The following is a 17,286-nucleotide window of genomic DNA, read 5'->3' as shown; positions in this document are numbered from 1 at the left end:
GGGCCGAAAGCCCGGCGTTGCTTTTTCGTCTGGAGGACGAAGGCCGCTCAAAAACGATAGCGTCGCAGAAAACCGGGCATGGCGAGACAGATTTCATGGCCCGGTTCCCGCCCTTTATTGTATCAGTTTGAGGACAGAAAGATCGACACGCCGTTCGAGCGATGTGCCGCTTTCATCAAACAGATGGCAATCCGACGCCTTGATACCGGTGACGATGGTTTCATCGACGACAACAGGCGCAGAACCGGAAAGAAGCGCGCAATAATTTTCACCCGTGGGCGCGACGCCATAAGCGATCGTATTCACACCCAGCCGCTCGATAACGCTGGGCGCGACCTTGATATTCAGGTCGGCCGTTTCGAGACCGGTGTGTTCCGGGCGAATGCCGAGCGTCAGTTGCGTGCCTTCAAGACCGGCGCGCGGCTCCACCGGCACGGTGATTGTCTGGCCCTCATACTCCACGGTCACACCATCGGCGCTGACGGATTTGCAGGTGACCTTCAGGAAATTCATTTTCGGATTGCCGATGAAACCGGCGACGAACAGGTTTGCGGGCTTGTGGTAAAGTTCCAGCGGCGCGCCGACCTGAGAGATTTCGCCCGCATTCAGCACCACGATGCGGTCGGCCATGGTCATGGCTTCCACCTGGTCATGCGTCACGTAGATCATCGTCGCCTTCAGCGTCCGATGCAGATTGGTGAGCTCGATACGCATGTCGGCGCGAAGTGCGGCGTCAAGGTTGGAAAGCGGCTCGTCGAACAGGAATATCTTCGGCTCGCGAACGATGGCGCGGCCGATCGCTACACGCTGGCGCTGGCCGCCGGACAACATGCCGGGACGCTGCTGCAGGCGCTGGTCGAGTTGCAGGATCTTGGCGACGGCCTCGACCTTTTCCTTGATCTTGCCCTCTTCCATCTTTTCGACGCGGAGGGGAAAAGCGATGTTTTCAAAAACTGTCATATGCGGATAGAGCGCATAGGACTGGAACACCATGGCGATACCGCGTCTAACCGGCGGCAAGTCATTGACCTTCACGCCGTTGATGACGATGTCGCCGGCGGAAATATCCTCAAGGCCGGCGATCATGCGCAGCAATGTGGATTTACCGCATCCCGAGGGACCGACAAAAACGACGAACTCGCCATCCCTGATGTCGAGCTGAACGCCCTTGATGACTTCGAAATGTCCATAGTTCTTGCGGACGTTGTTGAGATAAAGCTGACCCAAAACTTGCCTCTCCCGTCACCAGCCGACATCAGGCTGCGTTCAGAGACGTTCCGCGACACGGAAAAATCGCGCCTTATCGGAACCGTTAAAACACACGAGAAGCTCCTGCCGTCATAGCGGCGGGTATTCTCGCAACGAATTATGAGGTTGCGGGCGACGTGCGCCCGCAACCGTATAAATGTGGATTACTTGTACTGCTCGAGAGCGGCAGATGCCTTCTTTGCGGCATCTTCCGGTGTCGCCTTGCCGGTAACGACAGACTGCACCATCTCAATCATCGTGTCCTGGAAGCCCTTGTAGTCAGTGAAGAGCGGCTCGGGACCGCCATAGGCGATACCGTCGATCAGCGGCTTCCAGAAGGGGTCCTTGGCGATGAACTCATCAACCTTCGGCGACGGACGAAGCGGGGTCAGGCCAGCGCCGCCCTGCAGTTCGTATTCGCCCTGCGGGCCGGGAGAAGTGATGAACTTGGCGAATTCGGTCGCCTTTTCTTCGACACCGGTTCCCTTGAAGATCGCGAGGCTGTCGGTGATGAGCAGCGTGCCGGGACCCTTGGCTTCAGGGCCGAGCGGCAGGGTTGCGATACCCCAGTTGATCTTGGTTTCCTGCAGGCGAGTTGCGGCACCCGATCCCGCCTGGATCATGCCAACCTTGCCATCGAGGAAGATGGCGCGGATTTCGTTCTGCTCGTAGGCCGTCGGACCTTCGACGGAGTAAGGCGTGATGTCCTTGTAGGCCTTCAGAGCTGCAAGAACCTGCGGGCTGTCGACGGTGATCTTGTCGCCGTCGATAACCTTGCCGTTATTGGTGTAAACCCAGTGCATGAACTGGTGCATGGTGTTGTCGAAGGTCTTGGCGGGCAGACCATAACCGGCGACACCGGTCTTTTCCTTGATCTGCTTGGCAAAGGCGATCTCTTCAGCCCAGGTCTTCGGCGGCACTTCCGGATCGAGACCGGCCTGCTTGAAGAGGTCCTTGTTCCAATAGAGCGCCTTGGTCGAGAAGGCGACGGGCACGCCCCACTGCGTATCCTCGAAGGTAACCGTGTCGACGATGTTAGGATAATAGGTCTTCTTTTCGTCTTCGGTCATCGGCACCGGAACGATGAGGTCGTTCTGTGCGAACTGCTTCAGCGTGCGCGAACCGACATAGGCCATGGCGACCGGAGTGCCGGCGGCTGCGAGCGTGGTTGCCTTGTCCTGGCACTGCGCCCAGCCGACGACTTCCGGAACGACCTTCCAGCCGGCATTCTTGCCTTCCCATTCCTTGATGTATTTTTCATGGATGGGGTCCATCTTGTCGCCGCAATAGATCCAGCTGATCTCCTTGTCGGCGGCGTGTGCCGCCACCGTGCCAAGGGCAGTGGAACCGGCAAATGCGAAGGCGCAAAGCGCCAATCCGTAATGTTTCAGTGCCATAGATAGTCTCCCGTTTTCTGGTGGTCGTTCCTATTGTTGATTATTTCACCGCGCCTGCGGTAAGCCCGCTGACGAGATAGCGTTGCATGAAGAAGATGACGACCATGGCCGGCGCAATGCCGACGAAACTGGCCGCCATCAACTCATTCCAGACGACTTCCTGACGACCGAAATAGGCAAACAGGCCGATGGGCAGCGGCATATATTCGGTCTTGGAATTGAAGGTGAGCGCGAAGATGAACTGCTGCGCATAAGCACCGATGAAGGTGGTGATGGACACGACGGCGATGCCAGGCATCGCAAGCGGCAGGATCACCCGGCGGAAGGTATAGAAATAGCTCGCGCCGTCCACATAGGCCGCCTCTTCCAGTTCGCGCGGAATGCGCAGCATGTAGGTTCGCAAAAGCCAGATGGCAGTGGGGATCAAAAAGGCGGCGCCGGGAATTATCATCGCCAGATAGGTGTTCAGGACGCCCATATTGCGCATCAGCCGGTAAAGCGGGATCAAAAGCACCGCACCGGAGAACATGTTGATCGCCAGAAACGCGCCGAGCAATTGCCCGCGACCGCGAAACTGGAACCGCGCGAAAGCATAGGACGCCGGCACCACCAGAAGCAGAACGATGATGGTCGATATTGTCGAGATGAAGAAGGAGTTGAAGACGTAGCGGGCAAAGCCGGGAACGCTAACCCACATGGTCCGATAAGCTTCGAAGGAGCCGTTTTCCGGCCAAAACTTATACGGTGACGAAAAAAGCAGGCTGAGCGGTTTCAGCGAAACCAGAAACCCTTCGACAAACGGCGCCAGCACGAAGGTCAGGAATACGGCGATGCCGCAATAAATCCCGACGATCTCATACCATCTGTAACGGTTGATCATCGCATTTTTGTCGGTCATCGGCTGGTCTCCTGCGAGATACGGCTGGTGATGCGGAAGTAGAAGTAGGTGAATATGGACAGGAAGATGCAGATCAGCACTGCACGCGCCGCGCCCTCACCGTATTTGTAGGAACCGATCGCCGTCTTGTAGGTGTCGATGATCATGGTCGTCGTCTGGCCCGTCGGTCCGCCCTGTGTCAGGATCCAGATGATGTCGAAGGAATTGAAGGTCGAAATCAGCGAGATCATCGACATGGTAATCATGGCCGGCAGCATCAGCGGCAACGTGATGCGGCGGAAGCGGTAGGTGCGGCTGGCGCCGTCGGTCCAGGCTGCCTCGTAAAGATCCTGCGGAATGGCCTGAATTGCCGCCAGCAGATAAAGCGTCACCATCGGCACGCCGATCCATACGTCGGTGATGATGGTCGCCCAGAAAGCCGTGCTGCCATAGGCGAGGAAGGCGACTGGACCGTCCACCAGGCCAAGGTTCTGGAGAACACCGGAAATCATGCCGAACTGGCCGTTATACATCCAGCCCCACATGAAGATGCCGATAGCCATCGGCACGATCCATGGCGGCATCGTCAGGATGCGAAACAGGGCCCGACCGGGAACGGCCGAATTCAGCAACACCGCACCGAAGGTGCCGATGATCATCTTTATCGAGACGGAAAAGAAGGTCCAGATAAAGGTCCGCGTGATGACCCCGGCGAAAGTCTCGTTGAAGATCTTCTCGTAATTGATGAAACCCACCCAGTTCGTCGTCTTTTTCAACGACGCGTCCGTGAAGGACAGGATGAAGGTATCGACGAGCGGATAAGCAACAATAACAGTGATGTATAAAAGCGCCGGCAAAAGAAGAAGCCAGGCAAAGATGACCGCGCTGCGTTTCGCATCCATCGCAGCGCCCCCTTAAGCCGATTTCACGGCGGGCGACTTCAACTGCCCGTGGAGTGCCAGATCATATTCCTCCCACACCGGCTTGAGATCGACCACCTTGCGGCCATGGCGCGCCTCGTCCATGGCGAGCGCCAGAATACCGGCCTCGATCGCGTCGAGCGCGGAAACCGGCAGGGGCGTCCCCTTGACGACATGGTTGATCACGTCCTCGGCCATCTGCTCATCCGCGCCATAATGCTGGGAGAGCACGGTTGCCGCCGAATAGGTCTTGGCAACGGTCTTTTCGTTGGTGCGGGCATTGTGCACGTTCAGGAAGCCGCGCACGAAATCGCCCTCGGCCATGCCCTTGGCGCCGATGACACAGAAACGGCGGAAATCGTCGGGAACGTTCAGATTGGTATGGAAGGCGAGCGATGCGCCATTTTCATATTCGACGATCGCGGTCTGGTAGTCGATGATATCGCCGTCGCTGTCGAAAACCTTGTCGGAACCCATCCAGCCGCTCGGCTTGCGATGGTAGACTTCCATGTCGTTGATGCCGTCATTTTGCGGAGCATTTGCAGGCGTGAAGCTCTTGCGCCCGCCAAAGCTCGACACGAAACGCGGCCGGGCACCCACCACGCCATTATAGAGATCGAGGTCGTGGCAGCATTTTTCCAGCATGAAGGAGCCGGAATAGTTCTCGTAACGCCGCCAGTCGCGCATGAAGAACGCGCCATGATAGGGCGGGATATGTTCCGAAGCCTCAATGGATACGACGTCACCCAGCTTGCCTTCGGCCTGCGCGGCGCGCAGATCGCGGTAAAGCGGCGAGTAACGCAGGACCAGACCGACCAGCAGCCGCTCATGTCCATGCTTGTTGAGCAACCGGGCGAGTTCGAGGCTTTCCTCGATGCTGACGACGATGGGTTTTTCCGAGAAGATGGTGCAACCGGCTTCAAGCCCGATGCGGATATGCTCCAGATGCATATGGTTCGGTGAGCCGATCATCAAAAGGTCGAATGTCTCGCCGGCAATCAGCGCCTCGGGGCTGTCATAGGCCTTGCCAGCCGAAATGCCCTTTTCCTCAAGACCCGGCAGACCGGCCGGGGCAGGATCGACATAACCGACGATCTCGAAATCCTTGTCGATCTCGTGAAAAACGTAGCCCAGATAACCGAGACGGAATCCGAGTCCGATAATTCCCACCTTCATGAACTTTGTTCCCTGTTCACTCGTAATTCATTTTCGCAGAGGCAACCATTTCTGTGCTGGTTATTCTGATATCTGCGATAATTTTCCGCCACGATGAAATTAATTTTCATAACGGTCAAGTTAAATTCGATCTCGCAAATCCTAGTGAGGACCGGAGACCGATTTCCCCAGCGGAGACAGGCGCAAGATAGAGCGCCGTCAGCCACTGATACAAAAACAATACCAAAAAAATGCCAATCGTCTATAGCAATTCCAATTGCCGGAAATTTTTTTTGGTTAATGCGGAAATTTCAAGCAACAGGCCACATTATTCAGCAAATGATCGAAAAAACCACCGATTAATCGTACAAATCCACTAATGGTTCTATTTTGGTATTGCCGATTGTGACGCATATGGTATAGCCGGAATTCGCCACATCGATTGTGACAGAGGTTATGGATGAACGGGGCAGTGCTTAATCTGGACGACCTGCAATCAGGAGGCGGCGGCCCGCTTTACCTGAAACTGCGTCAGACGATTGAAGACGCCATCAATGGCGGCCGCCTCAAACATGGCGATGCCCTGCCGCCCGAGCGCGACATTGCCGAAAGCGCCTGCGTCAGCCGCGTCACGGTGCGCAAGGCTGTGGACGATCTCGTTCGCGACGGACTTCTCGTCCGCAGGCATGGGTCGGGCACCTTTGTCGTCAAACCCATCACCCGTATGCAGCAGCCGTTGACCAAGCTTACCTCGTTTACAGAGGATATGCGCCGCCGGGGAATGGTGGCGAGCACGCGCTGGCTTGAAAGAGGCCTGTTTTACCCGACCGGTGACGAGATGATGGCTCTCGGCCTTTCCCAATCCGCCATGGTTGCCCGGTTGACGCGACTGCGCCTTGCCAACGACCAGCCGATCGCGCTCGAAGTCACGAGCCTGCCGGGCGATATTCTGCCGGACCCACAGCTGGTGGAAAACTCGCTTTATCAGGAGCTTGCGAAAAGCGATATTCGCCCCGTCCGCGCCATCCAGCGCATCTCTGCGCGCAACCTTACGGATGAGGAAACGATGCTGCTTGGAGTTCCCCCCGGGTCTGCTGCACTTTCCGTCCAGCGCATGGCCTATCTCGAAAGCGGCCGCCTCATGGAAATATCGCGCGCCCTTTATCGCAGCGACGCCTACGACCTCGTCGCCGAACTGACGATGACCTCCGACTGAAACACATCGACCAAGGACAGAAAACGATGACAACCCTGATGCGCCAGGAAATCAACGAGATTCCCGATGCCGTCGCCCGTCTGCTGGACAATACCAGTGCCGACTTCCGGCAGGCCGGAGACAAGCTGAAAGCCCGTGACCCGGCCGTTATCGTCACCATTGCCCGCGGATCGTCCGATCACGCCGCGCATTTCCTGAAATATGCGATCGAGTTACAGACAGGGCTTCCAGTCGCCTCGCTCGGCCCTTCGCTCGCCTCGATCTACCAGACGAAACTGCGGCTGGAACGGGCGGCAGCCTTCGCCGTATCGCAATCGGGCAAAAGCCCTGACATCGTCGCTTTGGCGGAAAGTGCCCGCAAGGGCGGAGCGCTTACCTTCTCCCTCGTGAACACCCTGCCCTCCCCCCTTGGAGACGCAGCCAATCACGCCATCGACATCCAGGCGGGACCGGAAAAGGCAGTTGCCGCAACCAAGTCCTTCGTCAACTCCATTGTCGCCGGTCTGGCCATCCTTGCCGAATGGACGGAAGACAGCCTGCTCGCGAAGGCCGTCAGCACCCTGCCGCAGAATTTCGCCAAGGCGATCGCGCTTGACTGGAGCCATATTGGCGAGGCTGTAAAGGGTGAGGATTCACTTTATATGCTGGGCCGCGGCCCCGCCCTTGCGATTGCCGCGGAAGCCGCGCTGAAATGCAAGGAAACCTGCGAGCTGCACGCGGAAGCCTATTCGTCAGCAGAAGTCATGCACGGCCCGGTTTCGCTGGTCGCACCGAAATTTCCGGTAATCGCCTTTGCCGCGCGCGACCGCGCCGAGACCTCCGTTACGGATATTGCCGCAAGCCTTGCCCATAAAGGCGCCAATGTTTTCGTCACATCTGCCAAGGGTAGCCCGGCCAAGCCCTTGCCATTCGTGGAAACCAACCATCCCCTGACCGATGCATTGCTGCTTATCGCACCGTTTTACGGCTTCATCGAGCAATTGTCGCGCGCAAGAGGCTTCAACCCGGATGCTCCCGTGGCATTGAAAAAGGTGACTGAGACCCAATGAGCGGCATAAAGGCATTTGTCGGCGCCCGCATTTTCGATGGCGCCGAATGGCATGATGACAAGGTGCTCCTGATCCGCGAAGGGCGCGTTGCCGCTGTCCTGGACAGCGTGCCTGCCGACGCCGAAGTGATCGATACAGATGGACTATTGATCGCGCCGGGCTTCATCGACCTTCAGGTCAATGGCGGTGGCGGCGTCATGTTCAACAACCAGCCGGATGTGGCTGGCATTGCCCGCATCTGCTCCGCCCACGCCCAGTTCGGCACGACGGCTTTGATGGTTACGCTCATCACCGACCGGTCGGACGTGACTTTCAGGGCGGCGCAGGCGGGGATTGCCGCGGGCAAGGAGCATGTGCCCGGTTTCCTCGGCCTGCATTTCGAGGGGCCGCATCTTTCCGTCGCGCGCAAGGGCACGCATGATCCGGCGTTGATCCGCAAGATGGAGACAGACGACCTCGCAGTCCTAACCGGCTGCAAGGTGGAACTCCCCTTCGTGCTGACAACCATTGCGCCGGAAAATGTTACTGTCGAGCAGGTTGCAGCACTCAGCGACGCCGGCATCGTCGTCAGCCTCGGCCATACCGACACCGGTCTCGATGTTGCGACGGCCTATGCTGATGCAGGCGCATCCATGGTAACGCATCTCTTCAATGCCATGAGCCCGCTTGGCCACCGCGAGCCGGGGCTGGTCGGGGCCGCACTTTCGAACGGCAAGTTGCATTGCGGGCTTATAGCCGACGGATTCCATGTCGATCCGGCCGCAATCGGCATTGCGCTGCGCGCCAAGAATGGCCCGGCCCGCATCTTCCTTGTCACCGACGCCATGTCCACTATCGGCACGGATGATGACGGTTTCGAACTGAACGGCCGGCGCGTCTATCGCAACGGTGGACGGCTAACATTGGCCGACGGCACGCTGGCGGGAGCGGATATAGATATGCTCTCCTGCATCCGCTTCATGCGTGAGAAGATGGAAATGCCGCTGGAAGAAGCTTTGCGAATGGCATCCGCCTATCCGGCGCAGGCAATCGGCGCCTCCGGCAAGGGAAAACTCCTGGCCGGTTTCGATGCTGATTTCGTGATGCTGACACCAGACCTCCAGATGCATTCAACATGGATTGGCGGAGAAAAAATCTACGATGCCACACGTTCCGGAGTCTGAACCATGATCGTTTGTTTCGATATCGGCGGAACGACCATCAAGGGCGCGATTGCCCATGCCCCGGACGATATTCGCCCCGTACCGCGTATACCAACGCCCAAAACCAGCTTCGAAGACTTCGCTGCCGGCTTGAAATCCGTCATCGACAACAGCGGCGGCACACCCGACTGCGTATCACTGTCGATCGCAGGCGTCATCGATCTTGATACGGGAAAGGCGACAGTCGCCAATATTCCCAGCATTCACCGCAGAACGTTAAAAGACGATCTGGAAAAAGCCCTGAACCTTCCCGTTATCGTTTCGAACGATGCGGATTGTTTCGTGATCGCCGAATCGGAAATCGGCTCCGGACAAGGACATCGCGTCGTCTTCGGCGTTATCCTTGGAACAGGTGTCGGCGGCGGGCTGGTGATTGACGGCAAGCTCATCAACAGCGACGGCGGCTTCGCTGGCGAGTGGGGACATGGGCCAGTGGCCGCGACATTGGCCGGCAATCCACCGGTATCGCTGCCGCGATTCGAATGCGGTTGCGGCCTTACCGGCTGTGTCGACGCGATCGGCAGCGCGCGCGGCATGGAAAAGCTGCATCTGCATCTTCACGGGCAGGATATGACCAGTGAGGATATTATTGCCGCCTGGCAGGCAGGCGATGCGCAAGCCGCAAGAACCATCGATGTACTCATTGATATTCTCGCCTCGCCGCTGGCGATGGTGATCAATGTCACCGGCGCAACCATCGTGCCCGTCGGCGGCGGGCTTTCGAATTCAAGGGAACTCGTGACAGCTCTGGACGAAGCCGTCAGGGGCCGCATTCTCAGGCGCTTCGACAGGCCGCTCGTCGTGCCTGCCATTTGCCGGATCGAGCCGGGGCTGATTGGTTCCGCCGTTATCGGGCTGAAATATGCGAAGGAAATCGTGAACGCGGTTTAAGCCGCGTCACACCGTCTCGATCTTTTCCCGACGAAAGCCCAACCCCACCAGCCTGCCGGTCAGATGGGCAAAAAGTGGAAACCGCATGATCGCCCGCACGATGGCGGGTGGGCCTTTCGGCTTTTCCGCCGTTTCCGTCTGCTCTTTCTTGCGACCGACACGCATCATCCGCTGCAAGAATTGCGTGGCCTTGGTTGGAAAGGATCGCCGTTTCTCTATGGCGGCGAGGTCATCATCGGCAATGGTCCGGCCGGATGTGAATACCGGCACCAGAACATTGGCCGCAGCAACCGCATCCTGAATGGCAAGATTGATGCCGACACCGCCGACGGGCGACATGGCATGGGCCGCATCGCCGATGCAGATCAGGCCGGGCTTCCACCAGCGCTTCAACCGATCGATACGGACGGTGAGCAGATGCACGTCATCCCAGCTCGTAATTTCGTCGAGCCTCTCGCGCGGGAAAGGGCAGATTTCCGCAACCCGGTTCCTGAAGGCTTCAAGTCCCTCAATCTTCATGTCAGCGAAAAAGCCCTTGCGCACCACGTACCCGCATTGCCAGTAGTCACCGCGGTTGATCATCACGAAACCCTGCCGCGAACCCGCATGGCCCATGGTGTCGGCCGGATCACCCGGCTGTCTCGAAAGGCGCATCCAAAGCACCTCGGTCGGGATGCCGAAGTGCTGTACTTCAAGTCCCGCCGCCTCGCGGACGATGGAGTTGCGGCCATCCGCGCCCACCACCAGATCAGCGGCGATCTCGATTGGGCCTTCCGGCGTATTGACCATGAGGCCACCAACACGCCCGTCGCTCTCGATCAGGCCGGTTACCGGCGCATTCATCAGCAGCCGGAAATTCTCATATTGCCCGGCCTTGCCGACGATAAAATTGAGAAAATCCCATTGCGGCATGAAGGCAATGAAACGATGATGGACCGGCAGCCGCGAAAAATCTGCGATCGTGATACGCTCGCCGCCGATGACTGCGTTCAGCCGTGGCGCACGCGTATGCGGGAAGCTCAGGAACTCCTCGGCGAAACCCAGCTGCTCCATCAGTTCAAGCGTGGAGGGGTGAATGGTGTCGCCGCGAAAATCGCGCAGAAAATCTCCATGTTTCTCGACAACCGTTACGTCTATACCGCTGCGGGCAAGCAAAAGGCCAAGCATCAGGCCGGCCGGCCCGCCACCGGCCACGACAACGGACGTGCGGATGTGCTGAACGGCCCTGCCGTCATTCTTCGGCACGACTTTCGCTTCTTCCATCACCGCCCCCCTGTCCGTTAAACGTCTCTATCGTGCATCCGCCGGCGGCAGGTTTGCATTTTTCGGCTGTGGCCAACCATGTGCATCGAAACGGAAAAGCATTTCGGACCGGGCAAAGATAAAGGCGAAGGCCATGGCCGTCCACATGCCAAGCAACAGTCCGGCGGCCACATCGCTTGGATAATGCGCGCCGACGATGACGCGTGAAACACCAATGACAAGCGCAAGCAGCAGGAACGCCCAGCGGAAGCGCGGCATCAGCATGGCGAAAACACCGAAAAACGCTCCGGCAGCCGTCGAATGGCCTGACGGGAAGCTCTCATAAAGATTGTCACCGGTAAAAGGCGTGAGGCTATAGGCACCCATTTCCAGAAAAAGCTCCGGCCGCGCCCGCCCGATCAGGAATTTCAGCGTGTGGACCAATATGCTCGCCGTTCCGATCGTCAGGAAGAAGTAAGCGAGAAGCCGCCATGCCGTTCTCAGCCGCCCGGCGTAGGTCCGCGCCTGCAGGACCCGCGCGCCGACATAGGCGAGGATGGCAAGAGCGCCGGTGGAATAAAGCATCCAGCTGAAAGTACCGAAATCGGTAATGGAGCGATTGAAGGAAACTATCCTTCCCGGCAGGGCTTGAGCATGTTCCGAAAGGCGTGGGTCGAAAGGAATAAAGACCAGAACCAGCACAAGGCTTGCCGCAAAAATCCAACCGCTGGAAACCAGAAAACGTCGCATCAATATTCTCTCATCGTTTTTCTTGCATATGGCTTTGCCATCCGCAAAAACAATAGCCCGGCTGTGTCCTTGTTATGACGGGTTTTCACGAGTAGAGGCTAGTGCATGTCGCCAGAAACTATGCATCGGTTTCGGGCAACCGGAAACGACCGACGGACGGAAGATGACAGATACCAGTGAAATGCCACGCAGGCTGACGATATTGGGTTCGACGGGTTCGATCGGTACGAACACACTGGATGTCGTCCGTCAGCTGGGTGGTCGCAGACAATTCGAGGTTTTGGCGCTCACCGGCGCCGGAAACATCGATCTTCTGGCGCAACAGGCGCGTGAATTCGGCGCGCAGCTTGCGGTAACCGCCGAGGATGGCAAATACGAAGCGCTGAAAGCGGCCCTTGCCGGCACCGGCATTGAGGTTGCGGCGGGAAAATCCGGCCTCGAAGAAGCGGCCTCGATGGAGGCCGGCTGGGTAATGGCAGCGATTGCCGGAACACCTGGTCTTGCCCCGACATTGACAGCCGCACGGCGCGGCGCAGACATAGCGCTTGCCAACAAGGAATGCCTCGTTTCAGCAGGCGACGTTTTCCTGCGCACGGTCAAACAGGGCGGCGGCAGGTTGATCCCGGTCGATAGCGAACACAGCGCGATCTTCCAGTGCCTGACGGGCGATCACAAACAGGCCGTGGAGCGCATCGTACTCACCGCGTCCGGCGGACCGTTCCGCACCTGGTCGCGTGAGCAGATGGCCAATGTCACGGCAGATATCGCCCGCGCACATCCCAACTGGTCGATGGGGTTGAAGGTATCGATCGGCAGCGCCTCCATGTTCAATAAGGGGCTGGAAATGATCGAGGCGAAATATCTCTTCGATCTCAAGCCCGAGCAGGTGGAGGTGATCGTTCATCCGCAGTCGATCATACATTCGATGGTGGGTTATACGGATGGCTCCTATATCGCCCAGCTCGGCTCGCCCGATATGCGCACCGCCATCTCTTATGCCCTCACCTACCCTGAGCGCGGCAATCTCAATGTCGAGCGCCTGGATTTTGCCAAACTGGCGCGGCTCGATTTCGAAGCGCCTGATGAAACCCGGTTTCCAGCACTCCGACTGGCGCGCACGGCGCTGGAGCGCGGAGGCTTGCAGGGCGCGGCCCTGAATGCCGCCGAAGAAACCGCCTTTCACGCCTTCGTCGAAGGCGGCATCGGTTTTCTCGATATGGCCGAAATCGTCGAAACGGTCATGGACCGCATGCATGACGGCCGATCAGCCAACAGCATTGAAGACGTATTTTCGGCGGACGGGGAAGCCCGCAATCACGCGCGGGAACTGATCGCCAGCAAAGAAAAGGCCGCGTAAACGCGGCCAGATTTTCTCTTGTTTGAACTGCGGCCTTAAGCCACGGCACGCGCCAGCGCACAATGCGACCAGAGCTGGTGCAACGCGCCCACCAACTGTTCGATGTCGGCATCGGTGTGCAGCGGTGTCGGTGTGATGCGCAGGCGCTCGGTCTTGCGCGGCACGGTCGGGTAGTTGATCGGCTGCACATAGACGCCGTGATTGTCGAGCAGGATATCCGAAATCCATTTGCACTTGGCGGCATCGCCCACCATGACCGGTACGATATGGCTGGGATTGTCCATATGTGGAATGCCGCGTGCATCCAGAAGCCCCCGCAGCTTGCGCACCCGGTCCTGATGGCGGGCGCGCTCAAAGGGGCTTGCCTTCAGATGCTGGATCGAGGCGATTGCGCCGGCAGCGAGCGACGGCGGCAGGGCCGTCGTGAAGATGAAACCGGAGGCGAAAGAACGGATAAAATCACAGACCGCCGTGGACCCGGCAATATAACCGCCCATCACGCCGAAAGCCTTGCCGAGCGTTCCCTCGATGATCGTCAGGCGATCCATCAGGCCTTCGCGCTCGGCAATGCCGCCGCCGCGCGGTCCGTACATGCCAACGGCATGGACTTCGTCGAGATAGGTCATGGCGCCATAACGATCGGCAAGATCGCAGATTTCCTTGATCGGGGCGATATCGCCATCCATCGAATAGACGGATTCAAAGGCGATGAGCTTCGGCGCGCTTGGATCGGCTGCCTTGAGCTTTGCCTCGAGATCTTCGAGATCATTGTGTTTCCAGATCACCCGCTCGCAACGGCCGTAACGGATGCCTTCGATCATCGAGGCATGGTTGAGCGCATCGGAGAAAATGATGAGGCCCGGAATTTTCTGGCCAAGTGTGCCGAGTGTCGCCCAGTTGGAAACGTAACCCGACGTGAAGATCAGCGCCGATTCCTTGCCGTGCAGATCGGCAAGTTCCTGTTCCAGCAGGACGTGATGATGGTTGGTCCCAGAAATGTTGCGGGTGCCTCCCGCACCCGCGCCACAGTGATCGATGGCGGCTTTCATGGCTTCGATGACTTTGGGGCTCTGGCCCATGCCCAGATAATCGTTGGAACACCAGACGGTTACGTCTTTGCGCTCGCCATTGGCGTTGTACCGTGTCGCGCGGGGAAAATTGCCCTGCTGGCGTTCGATATCCGCAAAAACGCGATAGCGTCCCTCAGAATGCAGGCTCTGCAGTTCCGTCGTAAAAAATGCCTCGAAGTCCATGCCATGCTCCAGAATTGACCAGATCGTTTTCTGCCTCGACACCGGGACCGTCAACCCTTGCGAGCTGCTTTAACCACGTCTGCGTCAATTCGCCGTTGTTTTGAACCATTCCAATAAACCGTTTATAGACGCCGATGAAAAGTACAAAATTGATTCACATCAAAAAACCCGGAAATTTGGAACCTTTTTCAAACGGCGCCGTTGTTTGGGACGCAATCGATTTACGCGCGGAAGAACGCCTGAAAGAGGAGGCTTCCCTAAACGGTATCGAATTGTTAGTTATCTGTGGCGGTCGGAGGTAGCAGTCGCCGCAGATAAATATGGGACGCCTACCGAGCCGAAGAGCTCATTGTAACGTTGGAGAGAGTTTCATGAAAAAGGCAATCATATTTGCGCTGGTCGGCCTGTCGCTTGCAAGCTGCACGCAGACTGAAAAGGGTGCTTCGATCGGTGCCGTTTCCGGTGCGGTCCTGGGCGGCGCTATCACGGGCAACGTTCGTGGCGCGGCAGTGGGCGCGGCGATCGGTGGCGTTGGCGGCGCGTTGATCGGCAATGCATCCGAACCGGGCTATTGCTATTATCGCGACCAGTACGGTCAGCGTTACACGGCGCGTTGCCGTTAATAGCTGCACGAGATACCGTTGCACAGAAGCCCCGGTCATCCGGGGCTTTTTGCGTTAAGGCGGGCAAAACACAGTCCGAAGGGTCCTCAACGCCGTTTATTTATGATTAAACTGCACTGTTAACGGACAGGAAACGGGTCAGAGCCATAATAAATGCTCAACCATAAAGCAGCTTATGCGAAGAACACGGACTAACCCGAAGACAGGTATTGCGTATCGGAAAGCTGGCACCGCTCTTGCGGTTGCCGTTACGTTCGCCCTGTACCCGGCGTTTACTCGCGATGCTTTTGCTTTCAAGCTGTTCGGCGTGCGTCTCTGGGGTTCGGAAGAACCGGAGATCGAAGTTATAAATCCGGTCAAATATGCCGTGACGCTGAATGCTGCCGATGCAGACAAATCTCTCAAAGGCAGCCTGGAAAACAGCTCGCTTCTTCTGGCCGACAAGGACAAACCGGCCTCCGGCGATCTCGGCCTTCTGATCAAGGCGCGTGATGACAGGGACAGGCTGATCGCAGCGCTTTACGAAAACGCCCGATATGGCGGCATCGTCAAGGTCACGGTCGCCGGCAAGGATGTGGACGATCTGCCACCCAATCCGGTGTTCGATCACTCCGCTCCGGTGCCCGTGGTCATAACCGTCACCCCCGGCCCGGTCTTCACGCTCGGCAATATCAGGCTCGAGGGCGATGTGACGGGCCGCAACCTTGAAGAATACGGTCTCGTCACCGGCGGCGATGCCGGATCTCTGGCAATCATCCGCGCCGGCAACAAGCTGATCGATGATCTGAAAGCCGAAGGCCGCCCGCTTGCGAAGCTGACGAAACGCGAGGCCGTCGCAAACCACGCGACGAACACGGTCGATATTACCATGGCTGCCGAAGGTGGCCCCGTGGCACCCCTCGGCGCGGTTACCGTCACCGGCGAAAAAACCGTCGACGGCGACTTCATCCGCCGTTATTCGCGCCTCAATGGCGGCGAACCCTACTCGCCGGAAAAACTGCGCAAGGCCGCAGACCGGCTACGCCAGCTCGGCGTCTTTTCCAGCCTGACAATCAAGGAAGCAGGAACGCTGTCGCGCGATGGCTCCATTCCGCTCACCATCGAGGTGTCAGAGGGCAAGCACCGTTATTTCGGCGTCGGCGCACAATATTCCACCACGGAAGGCATTGGCCTCCAGGGGTATTGGGGCCACAGGAACCTGTTCGGGCAGGCGGAATCGCTGCGGATCGAGGGTTCGGTTTCACGCATCGCCGAAGCATCGAGCGTTGAAGGCATGGACTATTCGGCGGGCATCACCTTCACAAAGCCCGGCATGTTCAACCCGCGCACCACATTCAAGACCAGCCTGATCGCCAAGACCGAACATCCCGATACCTATGAGGCCAAGACCATAACTGGAGCCGCCGGTTTCAGTTATGAGCTGAACGACACCGATACCGCAGCCGCCGGTCTCGAGGTGCAGTGGGCAGATACCGAAGACGCATTCGGCAAGAACAAATATCTGACCACCTCCATACCGCTGGAATTCGTTCGCGATACGCGCGACGACAAGCTCAACCCCACTGAAGGCTTTCGTGCATCGGTGGCCGCCAAGCCCAGCTACGAAGCGCTGAACGGCACTTTCTTTTCCTCCTTTGAAGGCTCTATTTCGGGTTATAAGGGACTCGGCGCCGAAGATCGCTTGATCATGGCCGGAAAGCTTTCCGGCGGCGTGCTCGTCGGCGGCAGCAATCTGCAGGACATACCGACCACAAGGCGCTTTTATGCCGGCGGCGGTGGATCCGTCCGCGGCTATAGCTACCAGGAAATATCGCCCTATAATGCAGCCGGTGATGCAACTGGCGGCCGCTCTTACGTGGTTGGCTCCATCGAAGCCCGTATCAAGGTCACCGATACGATCGGAATCGTGCCCTTCATCGATGCGGGTGTGGTATCCGACAGCGTGACCCCTGATTTCTCCGATATCCGGGCTGGCGCCGGTATTGGTTTGCGTTACGCAACGCCCTTTGGGCCTTTGCGTCTTGATGTCGCCATGCCGCTTGAAAAATATGATGGTGGCAACAATTTCGGCATTTATGCTGGCATCGGCCAGTCTTTTTAAACGCC

15 protein-coding genes are annotated in these 17,286 nt (G+C 58.0%); 7 read left to right on the top strand and 8 right to left on the bottom strand.

The features are described 5' to 3' along the window. Positions 1-114 precede the first annotated feature (114 nt). The 5 genes from ACQZ5Y_RS16030 to ACQZ5Y_RS16010 form a co-directional block, all read right to left on the bottom strand. On the bottom strand, positions 115-1,227 hold the full coding sequence (locus tag ACQZ5Y_RS16030; protein WP_003516776.1) for an ABC transporter ATP-binding protein: 1,113 nt from the start codon (positions 1,225-1,227) through the stop codon (positions 115-117). A gap of 185 nt (positions 1,228-1,412) precedes the next feature. After that, the gene (locus ACQZ5Y_RS16025) at positions 1,413-2,645 is read right to left on the bottom strand and encodes an extracellular solute-binding protein (protein ID WP_003516773.1); all 1,233 of its coding nucleotides are present in this window, start codon (positions 2,643-2,645) and stop codon (positions 1,413-1,415) included. Between the two features lie 40 nt (positions 2,646-2,685). Further along, positions 2,686-3,543 (bottom strand): carbohydrate ABC transporter permease, encoded by an 858-nt coding sequence (locus ACQZ5Y_RS16020; protein ID WP_003516772.1) that lies wholly within the window; start codon positions 3,541-3,543, stop codon positions 2,686-2,688. Next, entirely contained in the window at positions 3,540-4,424 is an 885-nt protein-coding gene (locus tag ACQZ5Y_RS16015; protein ID WP_003516771.1) for a carbohydrate ABC transporter permease, read from the bottom strand. The genes ACQZ5Y_RS16020 and ACQZ5Y_RS16015 overlap by 4 nt, the downstream gene beginning before the upstream one ends. A 12-nt stretch (positions 4,425-4,436) precedes the next feature. Beyond that, on the bottom strand, positions 4,437-5,618 hold the full coding sequence (locus ACQZ5Y_RS16010) for a Gfo/Idh/MocA family protein (RefSeq protein WP_003516769.1): 1,182 nt from the start codon (positions 5,616-5,618) through the stop codon (positions 4,437-4,439). Between the two features lie 439 nt (positions 5,619-6,057). Between ACQZ5Y_RS16010 and ACQZ5Y_RS16005 the strand changes: the two genes are divergently transcribed. From ACQZ5Y_RS16005 to ACQZ5Y_RS15990, 4 genes are read left to right on the top strand one after another with little or no spacing between them, the layout of a single operon-like run. After that, a complete protein-coding gene (locus tag ACQZ5Y_RS16005; RefSeq protein WP_013636867.1) occupies positions 6,058-6,813 on the top strand; it encodes a GntR family transcriptional regulator in 756 nt (251 codons plus the stop codon). A 26-nt stretch (positions 6,814-6,839) separates the two neighbouring features. Further along, the gene (locus ACQZ5Y_RS16000) at positions 6,840-7,862 is read left to right on the top strand and encodes an SIS domain-containing protein (RefSeq protein WP_003516766.1); all 1,023 of its coding nucleotides are present in this window, start codon (positions 6,840-6,842) and stop codon (positions 7,860-7,862) included. After that, on the top strand, positions 7,859-9,025 hold the full coding sequence (gene nagA / locus ACQZ5Y_RS15995; protein ID WP_174050077.1) for an N-acetylglucosamine-6-phosphate deacetylase: 1,167 nt from the start codon (positions 7,859-7,861) through the stop codon (positions 9,023-9,025). Before ACQZ5Y_RS16000 ends, nagA begins: the two co-directional genes overlap by 4 nt. Before the next feature lie 3 nt (positions 9,026-9,028). Further along, on the top strand, positions 9,029-9,955 hold the full coding sequence (locus ACQZ5Y_RS15990; protein WP_019566071.1) for an ROK family protein: 927 nt from the start codon (positions 9,029-9,031) through the stop codon (positions 9,953-9,955). A gap of 6 nt (positions 9,956-9,961) precedes the next feature. On the opposite strand, the gene ACQZ5Y_RS15985 is transcribed toward ACQZ5Y_RS15990, so the two are convergent. Together ACQZ5Y_RS15985 and ACQZ5Y_RS15980 are read right to left on the bottom strand one after the other, a co-directional pair. Beyond that, positions 9,962-11,218: an FAD-dependent oxidoreductase gene (locus tag ACQZ5Y_RS15985; protein WP_019566070.1), complete on the bottom strand. Its 1,257-nt coding sequence runs from the start codon at positions 11,216-11,218 to the stop codon at positions 9,962-9,964. 27 nt (positions 11,219-11,245) lie between these two features. Continuing rightward, the gene (locus tag ACQZ5Y_RS15980; RefSeq protein ID WP_065662999.1) at positions 11,246-11,947 is read right to left on the bottom strand and encodes a phosphatase PAP2 family protein; all 702 of its coding nucleotides are present in this window, start codon (positions 11,945-11,947) and stop codon (positions 11,246-11,248) included. A gap of 163 nt (positions 11,948-12,110) precedes the next feature. On the opposite strand from ACQZ5Y_RS15980, the gene dxr reads away from it, so the two are divergent. Continuing rightward, complete coding sequence (dxr, locus tag ACQZ5Y_RS15975) at positions 12,111-13,304, top strand: 1-deoxy-D-xylulose-5-phosphate reductoisomerase (protein ID WP_112673185.1); 1,194 nt, start codon at positions 12,111-12,113, stop codon at positions 13,302-13,304. A 35-nt stretch (positions 13,305-13,339) separates the two neighbouring features. Here dxr and hemA read toward each other — a convergent pair whose 3' ends face one another. After that, on the bottom strand, positions 13,340-14,557 hold the full coding sequence (gene hemA / locus ACQZ5Y_RS15970) for a 5-aminolevulinate synthase (protein WP_174050079.1): 1,218 nt from the start codon (positions 14,555-14,557) through the stop codon (positions 13,340-13,342). Between the two features lie 371 nt (positions 14,558-14,928). On the opposite strand from hemA, the gene ACQZ5Y_RS15965 reads away from it, so the two are divergent. Beyond that, the gene (locus ACQZ5Y_RS15965; RefSeq protein WP_003492347.1) at positions 14,929-15,180 is read left to right on the top strand and encodes a YMGG-like glycine zipper-containing protein; all 252 of its coding nucleotides are present in this window, start codon (positions 14,929-14,931) and stop codon (positions 15,178-15,180) included. Between the two features lie 175 nt (positions 15,181-15,355). Next, positions 15,356-17,281 carry an autotransporter assembly complex protein TamA gene (locus tag ACQZ5Y_RS15960; RefSeq protein ID WP_019566066.1) on the top strand — a complete coding sequence of 642 codons (1,926 nt, stop codon included), beginning with the start codon at positions 15,356-15,358 and terminating at the stop codon, positions 17,279-17,281. The last annotated feature ends 5 nt before the right edge of the window (positions 17,282-17,286 follow it).

Source organism: Agrobacterium sp. A3-95 (genome assembly GCF_053521785.1).
Note: the sequence above shows the minus strand (reverse complement) of the source record. Positions and strands in the feature narration are given on the sequence as shown.

What these genes read in the sequence shown, in the direction of transcription:
- hemA (WP_174050079.1), bottom strand. Translation starts at nt 14,557, where the DNA reads ATGGACTTCGAGGCATTTTTTACGACGGAACTGCAGAGCCTGCATTCT.
- ACQZ5Y_RS16000 (WP_003516766.1), top strand. Translation starts at nt 6,840, where the DNA reads ATGACAACCCTGATGCGCCAGGAAATCAACGAGATTCCCGATGCCGTC.
- ACQZ5Y_RS15985 (WP_019566070.1), bottom strand. Translation starts at nt 11,218, where the DNA reads ATGGAAGAAGCGAAAGTCGTGCCGAAGAATGACGGCAGGGCCGTTCAG.
- ACQZ5Y_RS16025 (WP_003516773.1), bottom strand. Translation starts at nt 2,645, where the DNA reads ATGGCACTGAAACATTACGGATTGGCGCTTTGCGCCTTCGCATTTGCC.
- ACQZ5Y_RS16015 (WP_003516771.1), bottom strand. Translation starts at nt 4,424, where the DNA reads ATGGATGCGAAACGCAGCGCGGTCATCTTTGCCTGGCTTCTTCTTTTG.
- nagA (WP_174050077.1), top strand. Translation starts at nt 7,859, where the DNA reads ATGAGCGGCATAAAGGCATTTGTCGGCGCCCGCATTTTCGATGGCGCC.
- ACQZ5Y_RS15980 (WP_065662999.1), bottom strand. Translation starts at nt 11,947, where the DNA reads ATGCGACGTTTTCTGGTTTCCAGCGGTTGGATTTTTGCGGCAAGCCTT.
- ACQZ5Y_RS16020 (WP_003516772.1), bottom strand. Translation starts at nt 3,543, where the DNA reads ATGACCGACAAAAATGCGATGATCAACCGTTACAGATGGTATGAGATC.
- dxr (WP_112673185.1), top strand. Translation starts at nt 12,111, where the DNA reads ATGACAGATACCAGTGAAATGCCACGCAGGCTGACGATATTGGGTTCG.
- ACQZ5Y_RS15990 (WP_019566071.1), top strand. Translation starts at nt 9,029, where the DNA reads ATGATCGTTTGTTTCGATATCGGCGGAACGACCATCAAGGGCGCGATT.
- ACQZ5Y_RS15960 (WP_019566066.1), top strand. Translation starts at nt 15,356, where the DNA reads ATGCGAAGAACACGGACTAACCCGAAGACAGGTATTGCGTATCGGAAA.
- ACQZ5Y_RS16005 (WP_013636867.1), top strand. Translation starts at nt 6,058, where the DNA reads ATGAACGGGGCAGTGCTTAATCTGGACGACCTGCAATCAGGAGGCGGC.
- ACQZ5Y_RS15965 (WP_003492347.1), top strand. Translation starts at nt 14,929, where the DNA reads ATGAAAAAGGCAATCATATTTGCGCTGGTCGGCCTGTCGCTTGCAAGC.
- ACQZ5Y_RS16010 (WP_003516769.1), bottom strand. Translation starts at nt 5,618, where the DNA reads ATGAAGGTGGGAATTATCGGACTCGGATTCCGTCTCGGTTATCTGGGC.